The 20,310-nt window shown below is 66.4% G+C and carries 10 protein-coding genes and 1 pseudogene; 4 read left to right on the top strand and 7 right to left on the bottom strand.

What is annotated here, in order from left to right; genetic code table 11:
- Positions 1–113: 113 nt before the first annotated feature.
- The 6 genes and pseudogenes from ACIA8F_RS13750 to ACIA8F_RS13775 form a co-directional block, all read right to left on the bottom strand.
- On the bottom strand, positions 114–6,698 hold the full coding sequence (locus tag ACIA8F_RS13750) for an RHS repeat-associated core domain-containing protein (RefSeq protein ID WP_399378516.1): 6,585 nt from the start codon (positions 6,696–6,698) through the stop codon (positions 114–116).
- Between the two features lie 724 nt (positions 6,699–7,422).
- Positions 7,423–7,680: a transposase gene (locus ACIA8F_RS13755; protein WP_399378517.1), complete on the bottom strand. Its 258-nt coding sequence runs from the start codon at positions 7,678–7,680 to the stop codon at positions 7,423–7,425.
- Positions 7,681–7,712: 32 nt separating this feature from the next.
- Positions 7,713–7,856 (bottom strand): annotated as a pseudogene (locus ACIA8F_RS13760) (transposase); the annotation flags it as partial.
- A 512-nt stretch (positions 7,857–8,368) separates the two neighbouring features.
- Positions 8,369–8,605 (bottom strand): hypothetical protein, encoded by a 237-nt coding sequence (locus tag ACIA8F_RS13765; protein WP_399378518.1) that lies wholly within the window; start codon positions 8,603–8,605, stop codon positions 8,369–8,371.
- 251 nt (positions 8,606–8,856) lie between these two features.
- On the bottom strand, positions 8,857–9,864 hold the full coding sequence (locus ACIA8F_RS13770) for a hypothetical protein (RefSeq protein WP_399378519.1): 1,008 nt from the start codon (positions 9,862–9,864) through the stop codon (positions 8,857–8,859).
- A gap of 12 nt (positions 9,865–9,876) precedes the next feature.
- A complete protein-coding gene (locus ACIA8F_RS13775; protein WP_399378520.1) occupies positions 9,877–10,392 on the bottom strand; it encodes a hypothetical protein in 516 nt (171 codons plus the stop codon).
- Between the two features lie 272 nt (positions 10,393–10,664).
- Here ACIA8F_RS13775 and ACIA8F_RS13780 point away from each other — a divergent pair, with 272 nt between their 5' ends.
- Genes ACIA8F_RS13780 through ACIA8F_RS13790 form a run of 3 tightly spaced genes read left to right on the top strand, consistent with a single transcriptional unit; the run spans position 10,665 to position 15,294 of the window.
- On the top strand, positions 10,665–11,591 hold the full coding sequence (locus ACIA8F_RS13780) for a DUF2690 domain-containing protein (RefSeq protein ID WP_399378521.1): 927 nt from the start codon (positions 10,665–10,667) through the stop codon (positions 11,589–11,591).
- Positions 11,592–11,632: 41 nt separating this feature from the next.
- Positions 11,633–14,587: a hypothetical protein gene (locus ACIA8F_RS13785; RefSeq protein ID WP_399378522.1), complete on the top strand. Its 2,955-nt coding sequence runs from the start codon at positions 11,633–11,635 to the stop codon at positions 14,585–14,587.
- Between the two features lie 32 nt (positions 14,588–14,619).
- Complete coding sequence (locus tag ACIA8F_RS13790) at positions 14,620–15,294, top strand: hypothetical protein (RefSeq protein WP_399378523.1); 675 nt, start codon at positions 14,620–14,622, stop codon at positions 15,292–15,294.
- 71 nt (positions 15,295–15,365) lie between these two features.
- On the opposite strand, the gene ACIA8F_RS13795 is transcribed toward ACIA8F_RS13790, so the two are convergent.
- A complete protein-coding gene (locus tag ACIA8F_RS13795) occupies positions 15,366–15,698 on the bottom strand; it encodes a hypothetical protein (protein ID WP_399378524.1) in 333 nt (110 codons plus the stop codon).
- Positions 15,699–16,261: 563 nt separating this feature from the next.
- Between ACIA8F_RS13795 and ACIA8F_RS13800 the strand changes: the two genes are divergently transcribed.
- On the top strand, positions 16,262–20,302 hold the full coding sequence (locus ACIA8F_RS13800; protein ID WP_399378525.1) for a GDSL-type esterase/lipase family protein: 4,041 nt from the start codon (positions 16,262–16,264) through the stop codon (positions 20,300–20,302).
- The last annotated feature ends 8 nt before the right edge of the window (positions 20,303–20,310 follow it).

Consider the following 20,310-nt stretch of genomic DNA (forward strand, 5'->3'; position numbering starts at 1 on the left):
AGGATCACTCCAGGTGATACGGGAATCGGGAACACTTCCGGGAACCCCACCGCCACCACGGGGGTCACGGTGGGGTCTACTCGGGCGACTGTGGGTTCGTGGCCGTGCCTAGATCATCCGCCGCAGATTTTGCGGAGGTTCGCCAATGTGCCCTCGATCGGCGCTGCCTTCAGTCCCCAGCCGACCGACTTGGCGACCCTGCCGACCGCTCCGACGCCGCCGACCTCGGCCGCGAGGAACCCGATCTGAGCACCGCAGTCACCCCAGTTGCTGTACTTGCACTTGTCGTAGGTGTAGGCGGCCTGAGTCGCGATCATGACGGCGCTGGCGACTACCGCCACCACACCGAGGACCGGGGCGCACGGAACGCAGACAGCCGCGCCGATCGTGGCGACCACCGCGATTCCGGCCGCCCAGCCGCTGACCTGTCCGATCGCGTCCACGTGCTTGTGGATGAACCCGCCGAGGCTCCACCGGCCGCTCGGGTCTGTGTAGTTGAGCGGGTTGCTCCAGCTGTACCCGTAGGCACTGAGTGTCTGGGACACCATCGGGTCCACGGTCAGGAACTGCGCCGTGGACGGATCGTAGTAGCGGGCGCGGAGGTAGAGCAGTCCAGTTTCCCCGTCCGTGTACTGGCCCGTGTACTGCAGGGCGGTCGATGCCGTTCCGGTGTGGCCGCTGACCGTACCGAAGGGTGTGTAGCCGTAGGTGCAGGTGACCGCGCCGGCGGTGTCGGTCAGTGCGCGCGTGGAGCCGATCTGGTCGTGGAAGTACCACTGGGTGCCGGCAGCGGAGATCTGCTCCACCGGTGCCTGGCCGGGACCGTAGAGGTAGCTGGTGGTCCCGTCGTAGAGCAGGTTGGGGTTCTCCTCCCCGTCCCAGGCGAAGGAGGTCGTGGTGCCCCCCGCCGTCTTGGAGGCGCGCAGGCCGTTGCCGTCGTAGCGGTAGGTGGCCGTGGCGCCGCCGTTGGTGGCAGTGGTCAGCCGGTCGGCCTGGTCATATCCGTAGGAGCTGACCGCGCCGCCGCCCGTGGTGGCCTTGGTGCGGTTGCCCTGCGGGTCGTAGGTGTAGGTGGTTGCCCCGGAAGCGGGCGTGGAGCAGGCCGGGTTGACCGGTGCGGTGCCCGTGGTGGACCAGCACAGCCGGCCCGAGGAGTCGAAGACCTGGTTGGAGCTTCCGACCTGGGTCGGGTTGTCCGCGGCGTCGTAGCCGAATCCGGTCGTCGTGGAACCGGCCGTGGCGGTCTTGAGCTGATCGCGCGCCGTGTACCCGAACGTCTGGGCGCTGCCCGGGACGCCCGTGGGCGTCTCCCCGCTGAGCTGGCCCGCGAGGTCACGGGTGTAGGTGAGGGCGGCGAGGGTCGTCGTGCCCTTCTTCAGGGTGTCCGAGGAACGGCGCCCGGCGTCGTCCCACCCGCTGGTGGCGATGGTGCCGTTGGGGTAGGCGGTGGAGTTCCAGTTGCCGTCGGCGTCGTAGCCGAAGGTGGTGGACTTGGTGTTCCAGTCCCGCAGTGCGGTCAGCCGGTTGGCCTTGTCGAACGTGCGGGTGACGGTGCGGCCCGTGCCTCCCGGATAGACGAGGGAGGTCTGGTTGCCGCCCGCGTCGTAGCCGAAGGTGGTGGCCGCACCAGCTCCGTTGGTCAGCGAGGTCAGCTCACCGAAGGCGTTGTAGGCCCACGTGGTGGTGCCCGTGCCGTCGGTCATCGCCGTCCGGCGTCCGGACGGGCTGTAGCTGATCCCGGTGACGTTCGGCGTGGTGCCGTCGGAGTACGTGATCGTGACCGGCTGGCCGGTCGGGTCGTAGGCGTAGGTCGTGACCCGGTTCTGCGGGTCGGTGGACGTCAGCAGATTGCCCGTCGCGTCGTATGTGACGGCCGTCACCCGGCCGCCCGGGTCGGTCCGGCTGGTCTGCCTTCCCTGGGCATCGTAGCCGTAGAGGGTCGCGACGTTCGCGCCGTCGATCGTCTTGGCGATGGTCCCGTCACCGTTGTAGACGGTCTGCGCCTTGGTGGCGTCGGGTCGCGTGACGGTGGTCTTGCGGTCGAAGGCGTCGTAGCCGATGACCGTGCTGTGGTTGTTGGAATCCGTCGACGAGGTCTGGTTGCCGTTGGCGTCGTAGACCGCCGACGTCGCACGGCCCAGCGGGTCCACGCTCCTGGTCTGGTGGCCCCAGGCGTCGTAGCCGAAGGCGGTGCAGCCCTTGGCGGGCGGTGTGCAGCCCGCAGTGGTGCCCGCCGCCGTGCCGGCCGGCGAGACGGAGGAGGTCATCAGACCCCGGTTTGCGTCGTAGCCGTACAGGGTCTTGTTGCCCTCGGGGTCGGTGCTGCCGGTGATGTTGCCGTTCGCATCGTAGGTGGCCAGGGTGGTGTTGGCGCGGGCGTCCACCGTCCGGGTGACGTCCGCCGGGTGGGTGGCGTCCTCGTAGTACATGGCGCTCGTACGGGCGGGCGCGCTGCCGTCGCCCGGCTGCACGGTGGTGCTGGTGAGCAGTCCGAATCCGCTGCCCGACGCGGTGATGTGGCCGCTTTCGTCGTAGCCCCGGTCGGTCCGCAGGCCGGCGGGGTCGATGGTGGTGATCAGGTGGTCGGTGTCGTCGTAGACGTAGCTGGTGGTGAAACCGCGGGAGTCGCTCTGCGAGATCCGGTTGCCGTGGTCGTCGTAGGCGAACGTCTCCAGATTGCCCTCGGGGTCACTGGAGGAGGTCATGCCCATGCTGATCGGGTCGTAGGTGTACGTCCAGGTCCCGGCGTCGGCGGTGCCGAACCCGCGGGTCTCGGACGTCAGCATGCCGCTCTGGTAGGTGTAGAGCGTCTTGTGGCCCACCGGGTCGGTGACCCGGGTCTGCCCGGCCGTGAGACCGGCCGCGGCGTCCGGACCGTACGCGAAGGCTGTGATCCCGCCCATCGGGTCGGTCTGTTTGGTGACGCGCTCGGAGGCGTCGTACACGTTCGTCGTGACCGGCGTGGGGGTCGCCACCTTGCCGAACTGCGCGGGCTTGCGCATCGAGGTCATCAGGTGCGCCGCGTCGTAGCCGAACGTGGCGTGGTCGTCGTCCTTCAGCGTGGGCGTGCGGGTGGTGCCCGCGCCGTAGACGTCGGTGAGGTTGCCCGCGGCGTCGTAGCCGTAGGTGACCTTGCGGCCGGCCGTGTCGGTCAGGCCCGTGATGTGGGTGCCGGTCCAGGTCAGTGTGTAGGTGCGCCCGCCCGGGTCGGTGATGGTGCTCAGTCGGCCGGAGCCGTTGTACGCCATCGTGGTGGCGTACGGCGGGGTGGCCTTGCTGCCGACCACGTCGGTCGCCGAGAGCAGGCGTCCGGTGGCCGTGTCGAAGATGAAAACGTCCTTCGACTTGCGGGTGAAGGTGTACGTCGTCCCGGACTTGGTCAGGGAGGCGTTGTAGCGCGGTGCGCTCGGGGCGTAGGTACCGGCGGTGTTGATGAAGGTGACCTGCGAGCCGTCCTCCTGGCTCACCGTCACATCACCGCTGGTGCCGTTGGTGGCGGCGGAGAGGTTATAGGAGTACGTCCATCCCCAGCCGAAGGCGCCGTTGACGGCCAGGGCCGCGTTCGGGCCGGCAGGGCTGGAGAGGGCCGAGGCGTAGGTGCGCGAGAAGTTCAGCGGCGCGCCGCGGCCCGGGGTGTCCAGGTCCTTGATGGTCTCGCCGAAGTAGCCGGTGCTGGTGTCCACGGGGTCACCGGCAGTACGGCGTACGCAGCCGCACTGCGCCCAGGCCGGATTGCTGCCCTTGGGCGCGTCCTTGACACCGGGAGGTCCGCCGATCGGCTGGCCCGGGGTGCCGCCCATCGGGATGAAGGCGACGGCGTCGTACGCGACGTCGTAGTCCGCGTAGTTGATATTGCCGGAGCCGGTGATCTCACTCTTGTTGGTGAGCTTGACGTTGCCGCCGTTCTGCATGGCGAAGGTGCCGATGGTGACCCATTCCTCGGATCCCCAGTCCTGGTTCACCCGGATCTTCCACGGGCTCACCCCGCCGCCCGGGTTGATCGTGTAGACCACGTTGGTGGCGGACGCCGCGGTCGACGGGAAGTGCAGCTTGATCTTGTAATACTGCAGCTTGGGCAGGTTGGGCGTCCAGGTACCGGTGTTGATCTGGTCCGGGTTGGAGCCGTCCTCGGTGTGCGTGAACAGCACGTGGCCGCCGAAGCCGGCACCCAGCTGGTGGGTGTCCAGGGCTCCGATCGGATCACCCGCGGCGTTGGTCCCGTAGGCGTAAGAGAAGGTGCCGCCCTGCGACCAGTTCGACGCGCCGCAGCCCACCAGGTTCAGCGGCGGCTGGCTCTGGGACTCGTCGACGATGATCGGCGACCCGTAGCCGGCGTTCGCGACCTTGGAGGTGTCGAGGGTGCAGGTCGGCGGGTGCGGGTGGGGCTTGACGACGGCCGGTTCGGTGGATCCGGCCCCCGCGGTGTACGCGCTGGTCGCACAGGTGGTGGCGCAGTCCGCGATGAACGTCACCGGCGAGTGCCACCAGCACTGGAGGCTGGCCAGGGTGCAGTTCTTGGGGTTCTGCGCGCCCGTCGGGTCGCACAGGTTCTCGGCCGTGCAGAAGGAGCCGACCGGCGGGATCTGCAGCCAGGTCTTGCCGCCGTGGTAGTCCGGCTTGGGGTACGCCTGCTGGTTGAACCGCAGGATGGGCTGGCCCATCCAGCCCATGATGCGTTCCTGGTACGGCCAGCTCGCGGGGTGCGAGGCGTCCGCGTAGGAGGAGCGCAGGTACGGGGCGCGTGTCGGCGGGTAGTCGGGGTTGGCCGGGTTGTTGGACCAGCCCAGGCCCCAGGTGCCGTCCGCACCGACGCAGGTGGGGCTGGGAGTACAGCCCGTGGTGTTGCCGAACTTGGAGTTGGGCTGGATGCCGGAGTTGTAGGCCCAGGCGGCCAGGTACCAGTTCTCCAGGTAGCGGGGGTTACCGCCGTTGACGGTGATGCCCGCGTCGTAGAGCTGGTTCCAGGTCCTCTGCAGGATCTGCAGGCCCGCGGAGACGTTCTCCTGGTAGTCGACCGCGATCTTCGTCTGGCCGTTCACCGAGTAGGTGGTGTCGCCCTTGGACATGCCGGTCGTGACCTGACCCAGGCCGTAGCCGCAGTCACCCTTGGCATAGTCCATGTGGCTGATCGAGCCGCCGGCGCCGTAGTAGTCACCGACGAGCACCCCGCCCGCGATGCCGGGCAGCGCGTGCCAGGAGGCCTGGCTGTAGTTGCTCTCCTGCGCGACGATCGCCTGGTAGACCGAGCGGGGCACCGTGTCGAAGGTGTCGCCCGCCGGGTGCTTGAGGGCCACCCGGGAGAAGTCGCTGTTGGGGGCGTACGCCGCCAGGCCCAGGTTCGCGAACCCGGCCGGGCGGGTGTAGGCGGAGCCGGTCAGCAGACCCTGCTCGGCCATCTCGATGCCCCAGGAAACCTGCGCCGTACCCGGCTGCAGGACCTGTCGGTTCTCGGCGAGCCGGTCCACCGCACACTTGGGTGTGGTCTGCGCCGCCGCCACCGCCATCGGAATGGCCGAGGCCTGCGGCTGCTTCGTCCACTGGACGCCGGAGCCGGAGCTCGCGGTCGAACTGGGCGCGGTGCTTAGGGACTTCGCTCCCATGGGGGGCGGGGTGACCGGCTGCGCCAGCGGGACCGGCAGCGCGGTGACCGCGTTCTTGGAGGACTTCGCCGCCGGGCGGTTCAGGAGCCGCCCATCCTTGGTGGCCAGCACCAGCGGCGCGTCCGAGGAGGTCTCCGCGCCGTCGCCGATCAGGGCGCCGCCGTCCAGAGAGACCCCGGTGACACCGTTCGGCAGGCCCTTGGTCTGGGCCTTGGTGATCCCGGAGCTGGCGGCGACGTCACTGGCGCCCACCGCGATGGCGTGGCCGGAGCGACCCTGCATCAGGCGCAGCGACTCCTTGGGGCCCTGCCCCAGGGAGGAGACCTTGCCGGAGCGCAGGCGCATCAGCTTGGACGGCTCCGCCTTCTCGGACTGGACCGCGAAGTCGACCGTGCCGCCGGCCGAGGGGCGCAGGTCGTACGCGTCACCGTCGACCTTCGCGAGCACCTTCGGAGCGGCCGTGCCCGCGGCGGGCGCGGGAATCCGTACGAGCGAGGCGCCCATGACGCCGACGGGGCCCTCGGGGGTGGGGACCACGGAGGTCACCTGCCCCTGCACGGTCACCGTGCTGCGGATCTTGCCAGTGGGCAGGTCCACCGAGAGGACCTGCGTACTGCGCTGGTTCTCGCCCGGGTTGACGACGAACGTGGCGTCCTTGGAGAGACCGCAGCCCGGCGAGTGGTACTTCATCGCCACACCTGTGGCCACCGGCTTGACCGCGCCGCTCTTCAGGTCGACCGAGTACGCGAACGCCCCGTGGTCGCGGGCCTCGGCCCGGTTGACGGCGGACGCCGGCAGCACCGTCAGCGCCGCGTAGCGCCCGTCACCCGAAACGCACTGGTAGCCCGTCCAGGAGGCGTCGTCGATGCCTCCCGGCCGGACGACCGCCAGCTCGCGCCAGGCATAGCCGCCGGCGCCAGTCCCCACCGCCAGGTGGTAACCCGAGCTGTCACCCCATCCGTTGACCAGGACATCGGCAGCTGGACCCGCCGACTCGGCGGGCGCCGCCTGCACGCCGGGCGCCTTCACCGCCGTCGGGCCCGAGGCCGCGGAGGCCGGGCCCTGAGTGGACGCCAGCAGGGACACTGCCAGGAACACCGTCCCTGGTATGCCCAGCGTGGGCCATCTATATCGCGACACGAAATCTCCCCATAACGGGGTGCGCACAGTGCGTACCCCACACACGCCGAACCGGATCCACCGGCACGGCGAAAACCCGGCCGGTTCCGGACCGTGTGGAACGGCCGGGTCCGGCTGGGAAGCCTTTGGGCGGCCGCAAGGCCGGGACTGGGGGTGGTGGCGAGGGCGCCGGGGCAGGCGCGGGGGTTCATGGGAGGGCGGTGGAGAGGACTTCGACGGTCGCGGCGCCTCGATCATTAGATCATTCTTAATTCGCAGCAATTCGGGTGTTTAGATCTATCGAACAGCAAAGAGTTGACTCATGTTCGGGCAAGATCTAGCCAATTCCCCTAGTGGCCTGAGTCTTAAGGTTTGGCGTTAGTTCGGTATGAGTCGTCCTGGCCCGAAGATTCCGCCGTTGTCGGTGCCCGATGCCCAGCGTGCCGTGCTGGAGGGTTGGTTGCGTCGGCGAACGAGGCGTACGCGGAGTCGACCCGGGTGCCGGTTCCTGCCCGGTCGCGGTCATCTCGAACGCGGTCCAGTCGTAAGACTGCCGGCCCTTGGCGCCCTCGCCGCACAACCGACGCTCCCACCGGTCCCGGACGACCGCATAGTGCAGCAGGTCACCGACCTTGTCCGCCTTCGGCTGACGCGCTTTGCCGGGCGGGCCGGAAAGTGGCAGGTCCACCGAGACCGCCGGCACCTAGCGCAGTCGGCGGGCGTGCAGCCAGGCCCGCAGTCCCGGGTCGCGTCCGTAGCCGGAATCGGCGGCCACCCACGCGAACGGCAGCCCCGCCGCCAGTGCGCGTTCCAGCATGCCGAGCCCCGACAGGGGCTTGGTCGCGAACCCGGCCTCGTCGGGCACCCCGGCGGCCCGGCAGCGATCCCGGTCGCCGGTCCACAGCTCGGGCAGGTACAGCGCCCGGTCCACGAAGGTGTGTGCCCGCCCGATGCCGCGCAAGTGCGCATCACCATCACCTGCCAGTTGCGCGCGTACCCAGTCAGACCGCAATGCTGGTGAGCGACCCCCACCGAGCGCGTGCTTTTCTTCTGAACCTGGCTGTCGTCCAGCACGAGCGCAGCCTCCGGGTCACCGATTCCGGCGACTACGCAGTCCCGTACCCGATCCCTGAACACATCCGCCGACCACGACGCGGCGTTCAAGAACTTCTACACCCGGTCCGGCGTCGCATGCCCCGCCCGCACGGACAGTGTCCACCCGTTCACCCTGCCCAAGACCGCCAGCAGGCTCTCGACCAGGTCCGCGAACACCTCCATCGGTGACACCAACTGCTCAGCCCACAAGCCGAGATGCTGCTCCGTCACACCCACCGGCATGACCACTCAACGGCAGTATCGATCAACCGTCACAAGATCTGCTGCTGCAGTACAAGAAGCCCCGAGATCGTCCACTATCAACTCCACGCCACTCTCCTGCTGCACTGGGCCCTTTCTGCGCTCCGCGCCCGCCGTGCAGCCACCCAGGCGCAAGTCGATCCGGACCGCGTTCAGTCGTTGTGGGGGACCTTCGGTCCCCGAGCCTGCGTGGAGTTGGACAAGCGACGAGGCGAGAAGTGCTGTCGCTGCCAATATCACCACCGCGCGCTTCGCTTCTTTTGCCCTACACGCACACTAAAGTGTTCCCATTTCTACTTCTGGTTGACGATGGGAGTGAACTCGTCGACGTAAATCTTCGGAACCTGCGGAATCGGACCCATGTCCTTCGAGCCGATCAACGCGTCATCCCGAACTGTTTTTCCCGGAGGGACATCCTGAAGCCAGAACCGGTTGTACGCGGTCCAGCCTTCACCGTCAGCGATGCTGATCTTGACTGAGTATGTCGCATTACGCTCGTAGGTATTGGCTACCTCGATCTCGGTACGCACACCGCTGCTTTCCGGCGTGGCACGTACGACCAGGTCTCCGTACTCCAGGACACGCGTACGACCTTCGGAGTGCACCGAAGCCACAGGCGATGGAGGCACTTGCGGACTACTCTGCTCCGAGCTCGGAGTCGCCGGCCGCTGCGCGGCGGGGGCCCTGTCAGCGGAGGCGTTACACCCGGCGGCCAGTGCACACGCCGCCATCAGGCCCAGTGCTCGGACCATGCGCGATCCGGGCACTACTACATCAGCCCTCACTCGGAGGAAGCCGTCATACGTATGCGCGCGGCAGTGATTTCCTTGTAGTGCTGCTCTTTGATTTCGGTCAGCTGGCTCTTGTTGTCGGCGATCTGCTTGTCCTGAAGTGCGGACTCCACATCGAACCAGATCTTCACCAGATCCGTCTGCTTCTTGCAGTCGATGTCATCGACCGCCAGAGCGATGGACTCCTGTGACGGCTTCGCGTCGTTCGTGACGCCCTGGTCCATCGCCTTGTAAGGATCGGCAAGTCCCTTGTGTCCCTTGCCGTCCATGCACGAAGACCACGCGGCGACGGCCTTGATCACCTTGTCCTCCTTCATCGACTGCACAAGGCTGTCCCCGGCGAGCTGCGCCACGATGATCGGGTCGGCCTGTTTCACGCCGAGTTGATCCTTGGACCAGCCGATACAGCCGCCTGTCTTCAACTTCTTTCCGTTGTGCTCGGCCCGAGCGGGCTTGATGCCCTGGCCGGGGCCGGCGACCGGCTCTCCCGCCTTGGATGCCTTGGGCGGTTCGGGCTTGGTGTGGCCGGTCAGGATCTCGACCTCGACATCGGACAGATCACGCAGGGGCTGCTTGGTGTGCTCCTGTAGTGCCGGGGGGAGCTGGTAGCCGTACTTCTCGGCCTCGGCCCGGTCTGTTATGCCATAACGGCGTTCGATGTTGGCGTCGTTGTCACTGGGAGGCGGGTTGGCGCCCGCTCGCGGCAGTGTCAGATCGATACCGTAGTCCTTCATGCAGGACTGCTGGAGATTGGTGGCGGCCTGCTCGATGGCGACCTGGTCCTCGTAGGAGGCCATGTACCCCTCCAGTGGAAGGGTTAGGTTCTTGGTCAGGCCGCTGGTGGGGATCCTCTTGGGCCAGTTTTCCTTGTTCACGATCGGTTTACCGTCGGCCGCGTTCTGCGTGATGTCCGGGGCAGTGCCGGAGGAGCAGGCGCTGACCAGGAGAGCTGAAGCGGTCAGGGCTACTGCGGCGGCTATCCGCTTGGTGTGCTTCACGGGGGTTCCTTCTTACGCGAAGTGGGAGGAAGCGTTGTTGTTCTTCAGGGCAGAGATCAGGTTGGTGATGTTGCAGCTTCCGTAAGGGCCGTTCTTCTGGAAGTACTGGGATGTACCGCCGTAGCCGGAGTTGAAGTACACGCGGTAGTTGTCGTCTGGGGCGCAGTTCCACACGGACGCCGCATTGTTCTTCATGTACTGGCCGTTACCATTACCGCCGCCGACGAAGATATAGCGGTAGCTCGTCAACGACGATCCCTGGTACTGGCTCGTACCAAAGTGGTCGCTCACGTTGCCGTAGAACAACGTGTACCCCGATTTGATCCATCCGTCCTGGATCGCGATGTCCTTGGAGTTGTAGAACAGCCACAGATCACCCTGTGTGCAGTTGATCCACGGAACATCACAGTTATCGCCGACCGTGTACTCCGCCGCATGCGCCGGACCGGCGGTCGCCATCACAGCCACCACGGCCGCGAAGGACGTAGCGAAGGCGGCCACCTTCTTCATGTAGCGGATATCCTTCATCACTTCTCCGTCAATAGATCATTTGTGCCGGAAAGATCTTCACACCCGAACCAGTCTCCTGGCCAGGGACGTTGCGTGATCGAGACGTAAGCGTTCAGCGGGTATGCGCTGTATGACGGTTTTGGGCGTGCGGTGACGGACGGCCTCGAACATTCACGTGCGCGCGCCGCTCTGAGGGGGGAACGGGGCAGGGCTCCGTCGTCCTCGCGATCGGTCAGGAATGATCACGTGAGTCCGAGGGCGGCCAGTGGCCGGGCCATGTCCCGCCCCTGATGACGCAGACCCTCGGCGATGCTGTCCCGCCCCGCCAGGCGGAGCGCGCCGATGGATCGGAACGGGCATCACCTGCCCACGGCGCTTGGGGAAAGGCAGACAAGCACTGCGAAGCTCCGGGAGGAACTAGGTCATTTTGCTTGAGATCCCATCCACCAGGTGCTTCGTCGTTCCGTGACGACGCCGCTGACCAACACCGCTGCTCCACATTCAGGCTGAAAAGGGCTCAGTCCCCTCAATCCAGAAAGAACCACACTCGCAAGGGAGTTGTTATCATCCACGTCCCATGGTCGCAGTCAGCGACTCAACGTCACCACCGATACGGAACAGAGCCGCGATTGGTGCGGAACGAAGATGAACTTTTGGAGGAGATACCTGTGCACGGCATACGTAGATGGGGGCCCGTAGCGGCCGCTCTGACGCTGCTGGCTGGAGCCTTTCAGGGAATTCAGGCGTCCCCGGCAGCCGCAGCAGACTGCTGGCGGGCCTCTTGTGAGGGCAAGGATCCCATTCAGATGGGGTGTGATGCCGATGCCGAGATTCTGCAGCAGGTGACCGAGTCGGACGGCTCGGTCGCGATCCGGCTGATGTGGTCACCGCAATGTCAGGGGGTATGGGCGAAGGTGTCACGCGATCTCGACACGTCGCCTGACTACGTGTACCTGACGCTGTGGGCGACGCGTGATCCCGACGGCGGAATCCAGGTCTACGACACGGCGGGTCTTCTCGCCGACGGTGTGGCAGGTGCCTACACCAAGATGCAGAACTGGAAGGGCACTACGGCGAAGGCATGTTGGAACGACGTCGATGCCAAATTTGATCCGGCGCCGACGAAGTACATCGTCAACGACCCGACGGTCACTCACGATAAGCCGGTCGACTTGAGCCTGCCGATCCAGCACGGCCGTTGCACGGATTGGATGTAAGGAAGATGAAGCACAAAACGCGTTTCAGAAGGCACCTCGCCATGAACCCGCTGCTGGCCATGAGCGTGGTGGCGGCATCTGTCTCCCTCATCCCGCTGGCTTCCGCGGACACCACGGCAGCACCCGCCGCCTCGGACACCGCGATACCCCGTCTGTTCTCCACGCCCAGCAAGGACCTGGGCTCGGAGTACGCCTCTTCACCAGACTCGATCGTGCAGGCCACCGGTGACGCCGAGGGACTGCACATCCTCGCGGCAAAAGAGAGCGACGGGTTCTCCTTCTACGAGATCGCCCGCCTCGACCGCAAGGAACTGCCCGACGCCGGCCCCTGGACGGGCTACGTCTGCACCACGGGTTCAGGGAAATACGCGGCAGCCGTCTACGCCCCGTCGTCCTGGTCCAACAAGCCCGGTGCGTACTGGGACGGCGCGTTCGCCGCAGTGATCCGTCTCTCCGACGGCAAGGTCACCGAGGTTCCCGACCGGGTGCAACTGGCGTACTTCACCCCGGGGTGCGGCACGGGCGACGAGGTGGCGTTCACTTCCAGTTCGGCCACCGACACGTCCGCCGGTTCGACGACGGTGATATCGGTCGACGCGACCACGGGATCGGTGTCTTCACGCCGTACGCTCGACGGGTCCCTGACGCACGTCACTCCCATGCAGGGGCGCACGGTCGGCGTGCTCGGCGGCAACCTCGTCGACCTAAAGGGCAATGGCAATAAGCTGTCCGCCCGCAAGCTCTCCGCGATGCCCGGACCGATGTTCGCGCTGACCGCTTCCAAGAACGGCGCCGTGGACGTCGGCACGGTCGACGGCGAGAACAGCGTCATCTCCCGCTTCAACGGCAAGGACCTCACCGAACTGGGCCGCGCCCCGAAAGGCACGGTCAAGCTCCTCCCCGTGGCTGATGGCGCCGCGGTCGTCGGAGACGTGAAGGGAATCGACACCAGTAAGGCCCCGGGGCTTTCCAAGCACGCGGTGGACGGCCGTGTGGCCGGCATCTCCCGTCACGGTCACCTGGTCACCAACTCGGTCTTCTCCGAGCAGATGAAGGGCATCACCACACGCATCGGCTCGCCCTCGAACGAGGGCGCCGGAACACTGACCGTCAAGGCGACCGCGCTCAAGACCGGTGCGAAGGCGACCAAGCTCGTGGACGCGGACCGCAGGCGACCGAAGTCGGATTCCTCCCTACCGATGGACCCGGCCGCGTTCATCACGGCCGATGACGACGATCCGCCCAACTGCGGTGAGGGCGACCCGGAAACGAAGTGTCTGTCCGGGTACGGCGCGCCCGTCTGGGGCAAGGTCGGGACAATGGAAACCCCCTGCATCGTCAAGCGCAACGACCCCAAGCGGCAGGCACTCCAGGTCAGCGCGAACATGGTCGAGTGGGCGGTCGGCCAGGCTGTTCACGGCCAACTGAACGTCTCGCGCCCGCAGAACTGGCACGACACCGGTCTTCCCGCGTACACCCCGCAGGGCCTTTTCCCCAAGCCTTCGCTGACCGGCGGGGGTGAGATTCCCGCACAGGTCATGCTCGGAATCCTCGCTCAGGAGTCCAACTTCAAGCAGGCCTCCTGGCACTCCATGAACGGCGACTCGGGCAACGTCACCAGGTCCGACTGGCTCGGAAATGCGAACGGCACCCACGGGTATCCCAACCGGGCCAAGGCCGACTGCGGCTACGGCATTGCCCAAGTGACGACCGGCATGTCCGAGCTGCACGACACGCAGCTCGACACCTTGCACGCCGGCGCCGTCACCACGGACTACGCGGCGAACATCGCAGCCGGTCTGGGCATCCTGGCCGAGAAGTGGAACCAGCTCAAGGCTCTGGGCATGAACTCCAACAACGGCAGCCCGCAGTACATCGAGAACTGGTACATGGCGCTGTGGGGCTACAACTCCGGCGTCTACACATCTGGCAACGTCGGCGTGGGCTTCTTCAACAACCCGATCAACCCGCAATACCCGGCAGACCGAAAGGCGTTCCTGCGCTACAGCTATGACGACGCCTCCCGCCCCGGCGAATGGAACTACTCGGAGAAGATCCTCGGCTGGGCGGAAGTCCCTCAGATGACGTGGAATGGCGAAGAGTCGTACTCCGAGCCGAACATGCCGCTGAGCGTGATCAAGGTTGCCCCGAGGAACGTGTTCTGCTCCCCGTCCGTCAACGCGTGCAACCCGGCCGCGGCCGACCCGTGCCCGACCTGGGACGATCAGTGCCGCTGGAGCGGTAGCGCGGACTGGATGGGCCCGCAGAGCACGACCAACTCCAGCACCGAGAAGCTCAGCTACGCGCTCGGCTCGGCGGAACCCGCCCTCCAGAGCAAGTACGGTCACGGCCCGTGCATCGGCCACCCGAGCGTCTACACCAGCGCCATCATCGTCGATGACCTCGGACAGCACGAGGACACATACGACTGCGGGGACTTCGAGGGCTCCAGCGACGGCAAGTTCACCCTCCAGTCCGGTGACAACATCACCACGCTGAGGAGCGACGGCACGTTCCGCGCCACCCCTTACATCGCCAACATCGACCTTCACCAGCTCGGCGCCGGCTACGACCACCACGTCTACTTCACTCACAACTACGACTACACAGAGCCCTTCCACAAGATCACCGGCCGGTGGCAGGTCAACCAGAAGAAGCTGCCCTCCGGGGACCAGCCCGGCCAGCGCTACAAGGTCTACGTCCACCTGCCCAGCCACGGCGCGGAAGCGGTCGTCCGGTACGACTTCATCCCGGGCGAGAACGCCTTCGGTGCCAAACCCGACTACTGCAATGTCAACCAGGCAACCCGCAGCGCGGGCAAGGACACCTGGTTCGAGATGGGCACCTTCACCTTCTGGAAGGGCGGCCGGATCGAGGCTGACAACATCCACAAGGGCGGAACCGGGGACGACAACGTCGTGTTCGACGCGATGGCCTTCGTTCCGTACAACTCCGCCGAGCCCGGCCCGTGCGCCCTCGTCGACGGTGGCCAGTGATACGCGCCGCCATCCGTGTTCCCGCCGTGCTGATGACTCTCGTCATCAGCACGGCGGGAGCCGTCTCCTGCAGCCGGGACAACAGCCCCGAAACGGCCGCGTCCGAGAGTTCGAAGGCCTCAGCGCCCCGTCCTGAGCCGTCCACGACTACGACACGAACCGCGCCGCGTGCCGCCGATCTGCCGAAGCACGCGGTGGCCGGCGACGAACGGCCGAGCTTCGGCGCGGTGGACACGATGGCCAGCGGATACACCGGGAAAGACTTCCTAGCCGGGCTCTCGAAAGACTGGAAGCTGGAGCTGGACAAGCCCGTTGAGCAGGAGATGCCCGATGGGAACATGAGGACCTACATCCACGGGCGCGGTGGAGGCGGAGCGACGGTTTCGGCTGGATACGACGATCACGAGGACATGTCGTCTCTCGTGTGCAGAACCGGCACGAAACAATCCGACGGCCTCGGATTCCTCACAGCCTGCACCGGGTTGGATGTGGTGGGGGTCGACCACGGGAAGGCATCCTCGTGGCTCGATCAAGCGAAGAAGGAGACCGACTCCCTGTACGAGAAGAAGGTTGCTGAGACCGGAAACAAGAAAGAGTACGTCGTCAGCGGGGTGTTCACCTCAGGGCCCGTGGTGATGGTCCTGCACCGGGCATACGACAAGTACTCGCTGAGAATCCTCGGAGGCGCGGTGGAACAGAACATGTAGCCCGGCTTCCAGACGCACGGGTCCCCTGCCGTCGCCGACAGGGACCCGTGCTCTGCATACGCCTGCAGGGGTCAGCAGATGAGTTCTGCGGTCTTTTCCTTGTAGTCCTGCATTTCTCCAGCCTCATAGCCGGATTCCTTCAGGCTCTGCATCAGCGATGCTGTGTCGCCGCACAAGCGCGGACGCTGCTCATCGAGGTAGGACTTGACGGAATCAGCGGTCATCTGCTTCCACGCCTCTTTGGTGTCCTGATCCTTCTCGTGTGCGTAGGAGAACTCGACCCATTCCCTTTCCCGGTCAGTCAGGCGGGATGTGTCGACAGACGTATTACTTCCCCCGCATGAGGCGACCATGAGAGTGCATGCCACCACGAGACATATGCGCGTTTTCTTCACGATGCTCACTTCCGAGTAGACCCCAGAGGCGCATTCTACGCACTCCTCCGTACGCAGGCCCTGCGGTCCGCAGTTGACAGCGGATTCTGGATCAGGGATACGGGCCCGCACGCCTGCCGGCTCGTACCCCTGATCACGGCTACCTGCGACGCGATGGACGCGTAGTGGATTGGTCACGGCCCTCGGCCTGCGCACGCTCCCCGCCTGGCGATCCCTGCCGGCGTATATCCATGGCGGGCTTCCGCCGTCGACTCCATACGCTGTCAGGCCGATTGGGGGAGAACGTCCGCTTGACGGCATGATCCGTTCCCTCCCGATGGCAGCTTCGCGGAGCACTCGCCTGCACCGGCCGTCACAAGCGGGGTCACGGATTCCGCTGATCGCTGACTCCGTGGAAACTCTCATCTAAAGTGCCCGTGACCACCCGGCACCACTCGTCGCATGGGGGCACGTGACGGATGCGACGGCGCTCAAGGACGTGGATTCTCCACCTTTCTGACGCGCTTCGCCGGAGCCGCTTCCGACCGTCACACACCAGTTATTTCCGGCATGCACCGAAGAGGAATAATATTGTGAGAATCCATAGAAGATCGGCGGCGTTCGTCGTCGCCGTCGTGGCGGCGGTATCGATAGGTGCGCCGACCGTCCTGCCAGCGCAGGCTACCGAGGCACCTAGTGGCGCCGTTCAAGGCGCCGTTCCCGAAATCGGCGGCGGTGAGGACCACCCGTCCGCCGTCCCGCCCGCGGACCGCAAGAAGATCATCGGTGGGGCTTTCGACCGGGCGTGGACGACGTCCGGGGACGCCTCCGGCTTCCACGTCTTGGTGGCCGACGCCAAGAACGGCTACGGCTGGAAGACGGCGGCCAGCCTGTCCGAGCCTGGTTTCGATACCGACGCGTGGATCGGCAACGCGTGCCTGACCGAGTCCGGTGAGCGCGCGGTGGTCGCGTACGCGCCGCGTACGTTCACGAACAAGCCCGAGCTGATGGCCAGGGGCGCCTTCGCCGCGGTCGTGGAGCTGGCCACCGGCAAGGTCACCAAGCTGCCGGTGCAGGTGTCGCTCGCGTACTTCTCACCCGGTTGCGGCGAGGGCGAGCAGGCGGTGCTGTCGCAGTTCACCGACGAGAGCATGGCCGAGAACGCCACCCGGCTGGTCACAGTGGACGCCGCTGACGGCAAGACCCAGAAGCCGCTGAAGCTTACGGGGCAGATCACCTCGGCCATCCCGTACGGCAAGAACGAGGTCGTCGCCGCCGACGGAGCGCGGCTGGTGAAGATCGGCAAGGACGGATCGCGCAAGCCCATCGCCAGCACCGACGGCGTGCCCTTCCAGCTCACGAAGGACGCCGCGGGGGGCGTCACCTTCCTGGACAAGTCCCCGAAGAAGGACAAGGCTGGCAAGGTCGTCGGCCAGGTCAGGCACCTGGCCGCCGCAGCGTTCCGTACCGCGGACGGCAAGGCTCGACCGCAGCTCGTGGCCACCGGCGAGCTGAACTCGCTGGACCTCGCCGCCTCAGCCTCCGGCGAGGTGTACGTCACTGGCAAGGCAGCCGGCAAGGGCAAGGCTCCCGCGCACGTGCACAACCCCGGCGGCCTGGCCAAGGACACCCGGATGAGCACGCGCGGGCAGGCCGCGGTGGCCTCCGCGTGGGCCGACGGCAAGGCCTCCCAGATCCGTCCGGACGAGGCGCTGACCGAACGCACCGTCGCCACCAGCATCAAGGTCCTGGAAACCGGACAGACGGCGAAGCTCAACAGCGTGCCGGGCCGGCATCCGGTCGCCAGCAACCGGATGAACCAGGGACGGCAGACCACGCCAGCCTTGCCGAAGCCGGTCGAGGACAGTGCCGCAGCGAAGTCCGCGACCCAGCCGCAGCCTGGAGTGAAGACCATGTCGGCGGGCCGGGTCCCGATCCAGGCCACGGCGCAGGCCACCACGCGCGCCGCCGCCTCGGGAGGATCCAACTCCCCGGTCGACGACCCCCGCGTCTGCTCCGTGCCCCGCAACGACATCGTCAAGCAGGCCTTCCAGCCGACCCCCCGGCAAGTCGAATGGGCCGTCGACCAGGCGGTGATCAACGGCCTGAACAAGTGGATCGAGCGCCCCGGCGAATGGAAGTCGATGGCGATGGGCGCCTACCGCCCCCAGGACCTCTTCCCCATCCGGCCCCTACTCGGTGACCCCAACGGAGTCGTCGACCGCGCAGACGAATGGCACATCCCCGCGCAGATCCTGCTGGGCATCACCGCCCAGGAGTCCAACATGTGGCAGGCCACCCGGTTCGCGGTGCCCGGCGTCACGGCGAACTCGCTGATCGGCAACTTCTACGGAATCGAGTACGCCGCGGACGGCGACCAAGGCGACGCCTGGGCGATCAACTGGGCCAAGGCCGACTGCGGATACGGCATCACCCAGATCACCGACGGCATGCGCCTGCCGGGCCACGGCCAGCCCACCCTCTCCACCGCCCAGCAGGAGGCGGCCGCCTTGGACTACACGGCGAACATCGCCGCCGGCGCGGACAAGCTCGCCGAGAAGTGGAACCAGACCCGCAGCGCAGGTCTGATCATCAACGACGGCAAGCCGAAGTACATCGAGAACTGGTACTTCGCCCTCTGGGCCTACAACGCGGGCTTCTACGAGCAGTCCGCCGCACCCGACAACGGCGGCACGTGGGGCGTGGGCTTCACCAACAACCCCGCCAACCCGCTGTGGAAAGCCAACCGGACACCGTTCCTGGAGGCCTCCAGCGGCGCCGACGACTACTCGCACGCCGCGCACCCGCAGGACTGGCCGTACCAGGAGAAGGTGATGGGCTGGGCGGCCCGCCCGCTCTCGGCCATGTTCGCGCCGGGTGACATGCAGGCCGGCTTCCGGCCGGCCTGGTGGACCACCAATGCCGACCGTACGACCATGAAGGCCCCGGAGGGAACCTTCTGCGACTCCTCCAACGAGTGCGACCCCAGCAAGATCGGGCCGGACGACAAGAACGAGCCGGGTCTGGGCGCCTGCAACCGCTCGGACCTGCACTGCTGGTGGAACAAGGCGGCCACGTGGAAGAGCTGCGACACGGGTCACTGCGGTAACGCGATCCACCGCTTCAACAACACCGACTACCCCGAGCAACCGGACGCGACCACCTCGTACGCACCGCGCTGCAGCGGCGGCCTGCCGGCCGGTTCGCTGATCGTCGACGACGTGCCGGACACGGCCTGGCCCGCCGGCTCGCGGTGCGCGAGGGGCTCCTCCGCCGGCTCGTTCGAGTTCAGCTACAAGGACGTCAACGGCATCTTCCCAGGCAAGATCGACACGCATCAGGTCGGCGCCGGATACGGCAACCACTTCTGGTTCACCCACACCCGCAAGGACGGGGCGGAGGGCGACCGGCTGGAGACGACCGGCACCTGGAGGCTGGGGCAGGAGCTGAACGGCTGGACCCGCATTCTGGTCCACCTGCCCGACCACGGCGCGCACACCCAGCAAGCCGAGTACGAGATCGACCTGGGCAACGGGTACTTCAGCCAGTCCCGCTTCATCAGCCAGAAGCGCAAGGCCAACGAATGGGTATCACTGGGCGTATACCAGGTCTCCGGAACACCGCGGGTGCGGCTCAGCTCCGAGACCGAGGACGGTGACGGCAGCGAGGACGTGGCCTGGGACGCGGTCGGCTTCCAGCCGCTTCCTGGGAAGCCGAAGGAGATCGTGGCGGTCCTCGGTGACTCCTACACCTCGGGCGAAGGCGCCGGCGACTATCTCAAGGAGACCAACTCCTCCGTCGAGACCAAGAGCTGGAACGCCTGCCGCCGCAGCCAGAACTCGTGGTCCCGCAAGACCACGATGCCCGGCACCTCCGGCCCTCTGGGCCAGCTGGCGGACGGATTCGACCCGTCTGTGGAACTCCAGAACGTCTCGTGCTCCGGTGCCCACACCTGGAACGGCCAGGTGGGGGCGGGAGACCCCATGGGGAGTGATGGCAACATCCACTGGGACTGGGACGGAAGCTTCCGCGAGAAGTCCCAGATGGACTCCGGAGCCCTCACCTCCGACACCACCCTGGTCACCCTCAGCATCGGCGGAAACGACGCCGGCTTCCCCACGGTCCTCCAGGAGTGTGCCACCCTCGGCTGCCCGCCGGACGACGAGGTGAAGGCCGACATCGACACCGCGGTCGACGGCGGCGTCGCCTCGGTGCTTCAGCAGATCCACAACAGGGCACCCAATGCCAAGATCGTCCTCATGGGCTATCCAAAGCTTTTCAACACGGACGTCACCCTCTGTGTTAGTGGCGTCGGCGGGATAGGAATGATCCGGCTGAACGAACTCGGCCGTCACATGGACACCAAGCAGCGGGAGCTCGCCGAGAGGCTGAAGGCACAGGGGCTCCCGGTCACTTATGAGTCGCCCGACGCGGATTTCGAGGGCAAGCGCGCCTGCGACAGCCCCGAAGGAATCAACAAGATCGTGACCGGTCAGAACGGTGACGGCGACTTCATCTGCAAGGTCGGGGGTACTTGGTGCGTCAGCCGGGAGAGCTACCACCCGAACCAAGTAGGGACGACCGCCTACTCGGCTGCCTTCCTGCGCGCGGTGAACAAGCTCAATGCGCCCTGAACGACGAG

Origin of the sequence: Streptomyces sp. NPDC051563 (genome assembly GCF_044454225.1) — a bacterium.
Taxonomy (GTDB): domain Bacteria; phylum Actinomycetota; class Actinomycetes; order Streptomycetales; family Streptomycetaceae; genus Streptomyces.

Coding starts and splice junctions, on each gene's coding strand:
- ACIA8F_RS13775 (WP_399378520.1), bottom strand. CDS start 10,392: ATGAAGGATATCCGCTACATGAAGAAGGTGGCCGCCTTCGCTACGTCC.
- ACIA8F_RS13780 (WP_399378521.1), top strand. CDS start 10,665: ATGACGCAGACCCTCGGCGATGCTGTCCCGCCCCGCCAGGCGGAGCGC.
- ACIA8F_RS13785 (WP_399378522.1), top strand. CDS start 11,633: ATGAACCCGCTGCTGGCCATGAGCGTGGTGGCGGCATCTGTCTCCCTC.
- ACIA8F_RS13790 (WP_399378523.1), top strand. CDS start 14,620: ATGACTCTCGTCATCAGCACGGCGGGAGCCGTCTCCTGCAGCCGGGAC.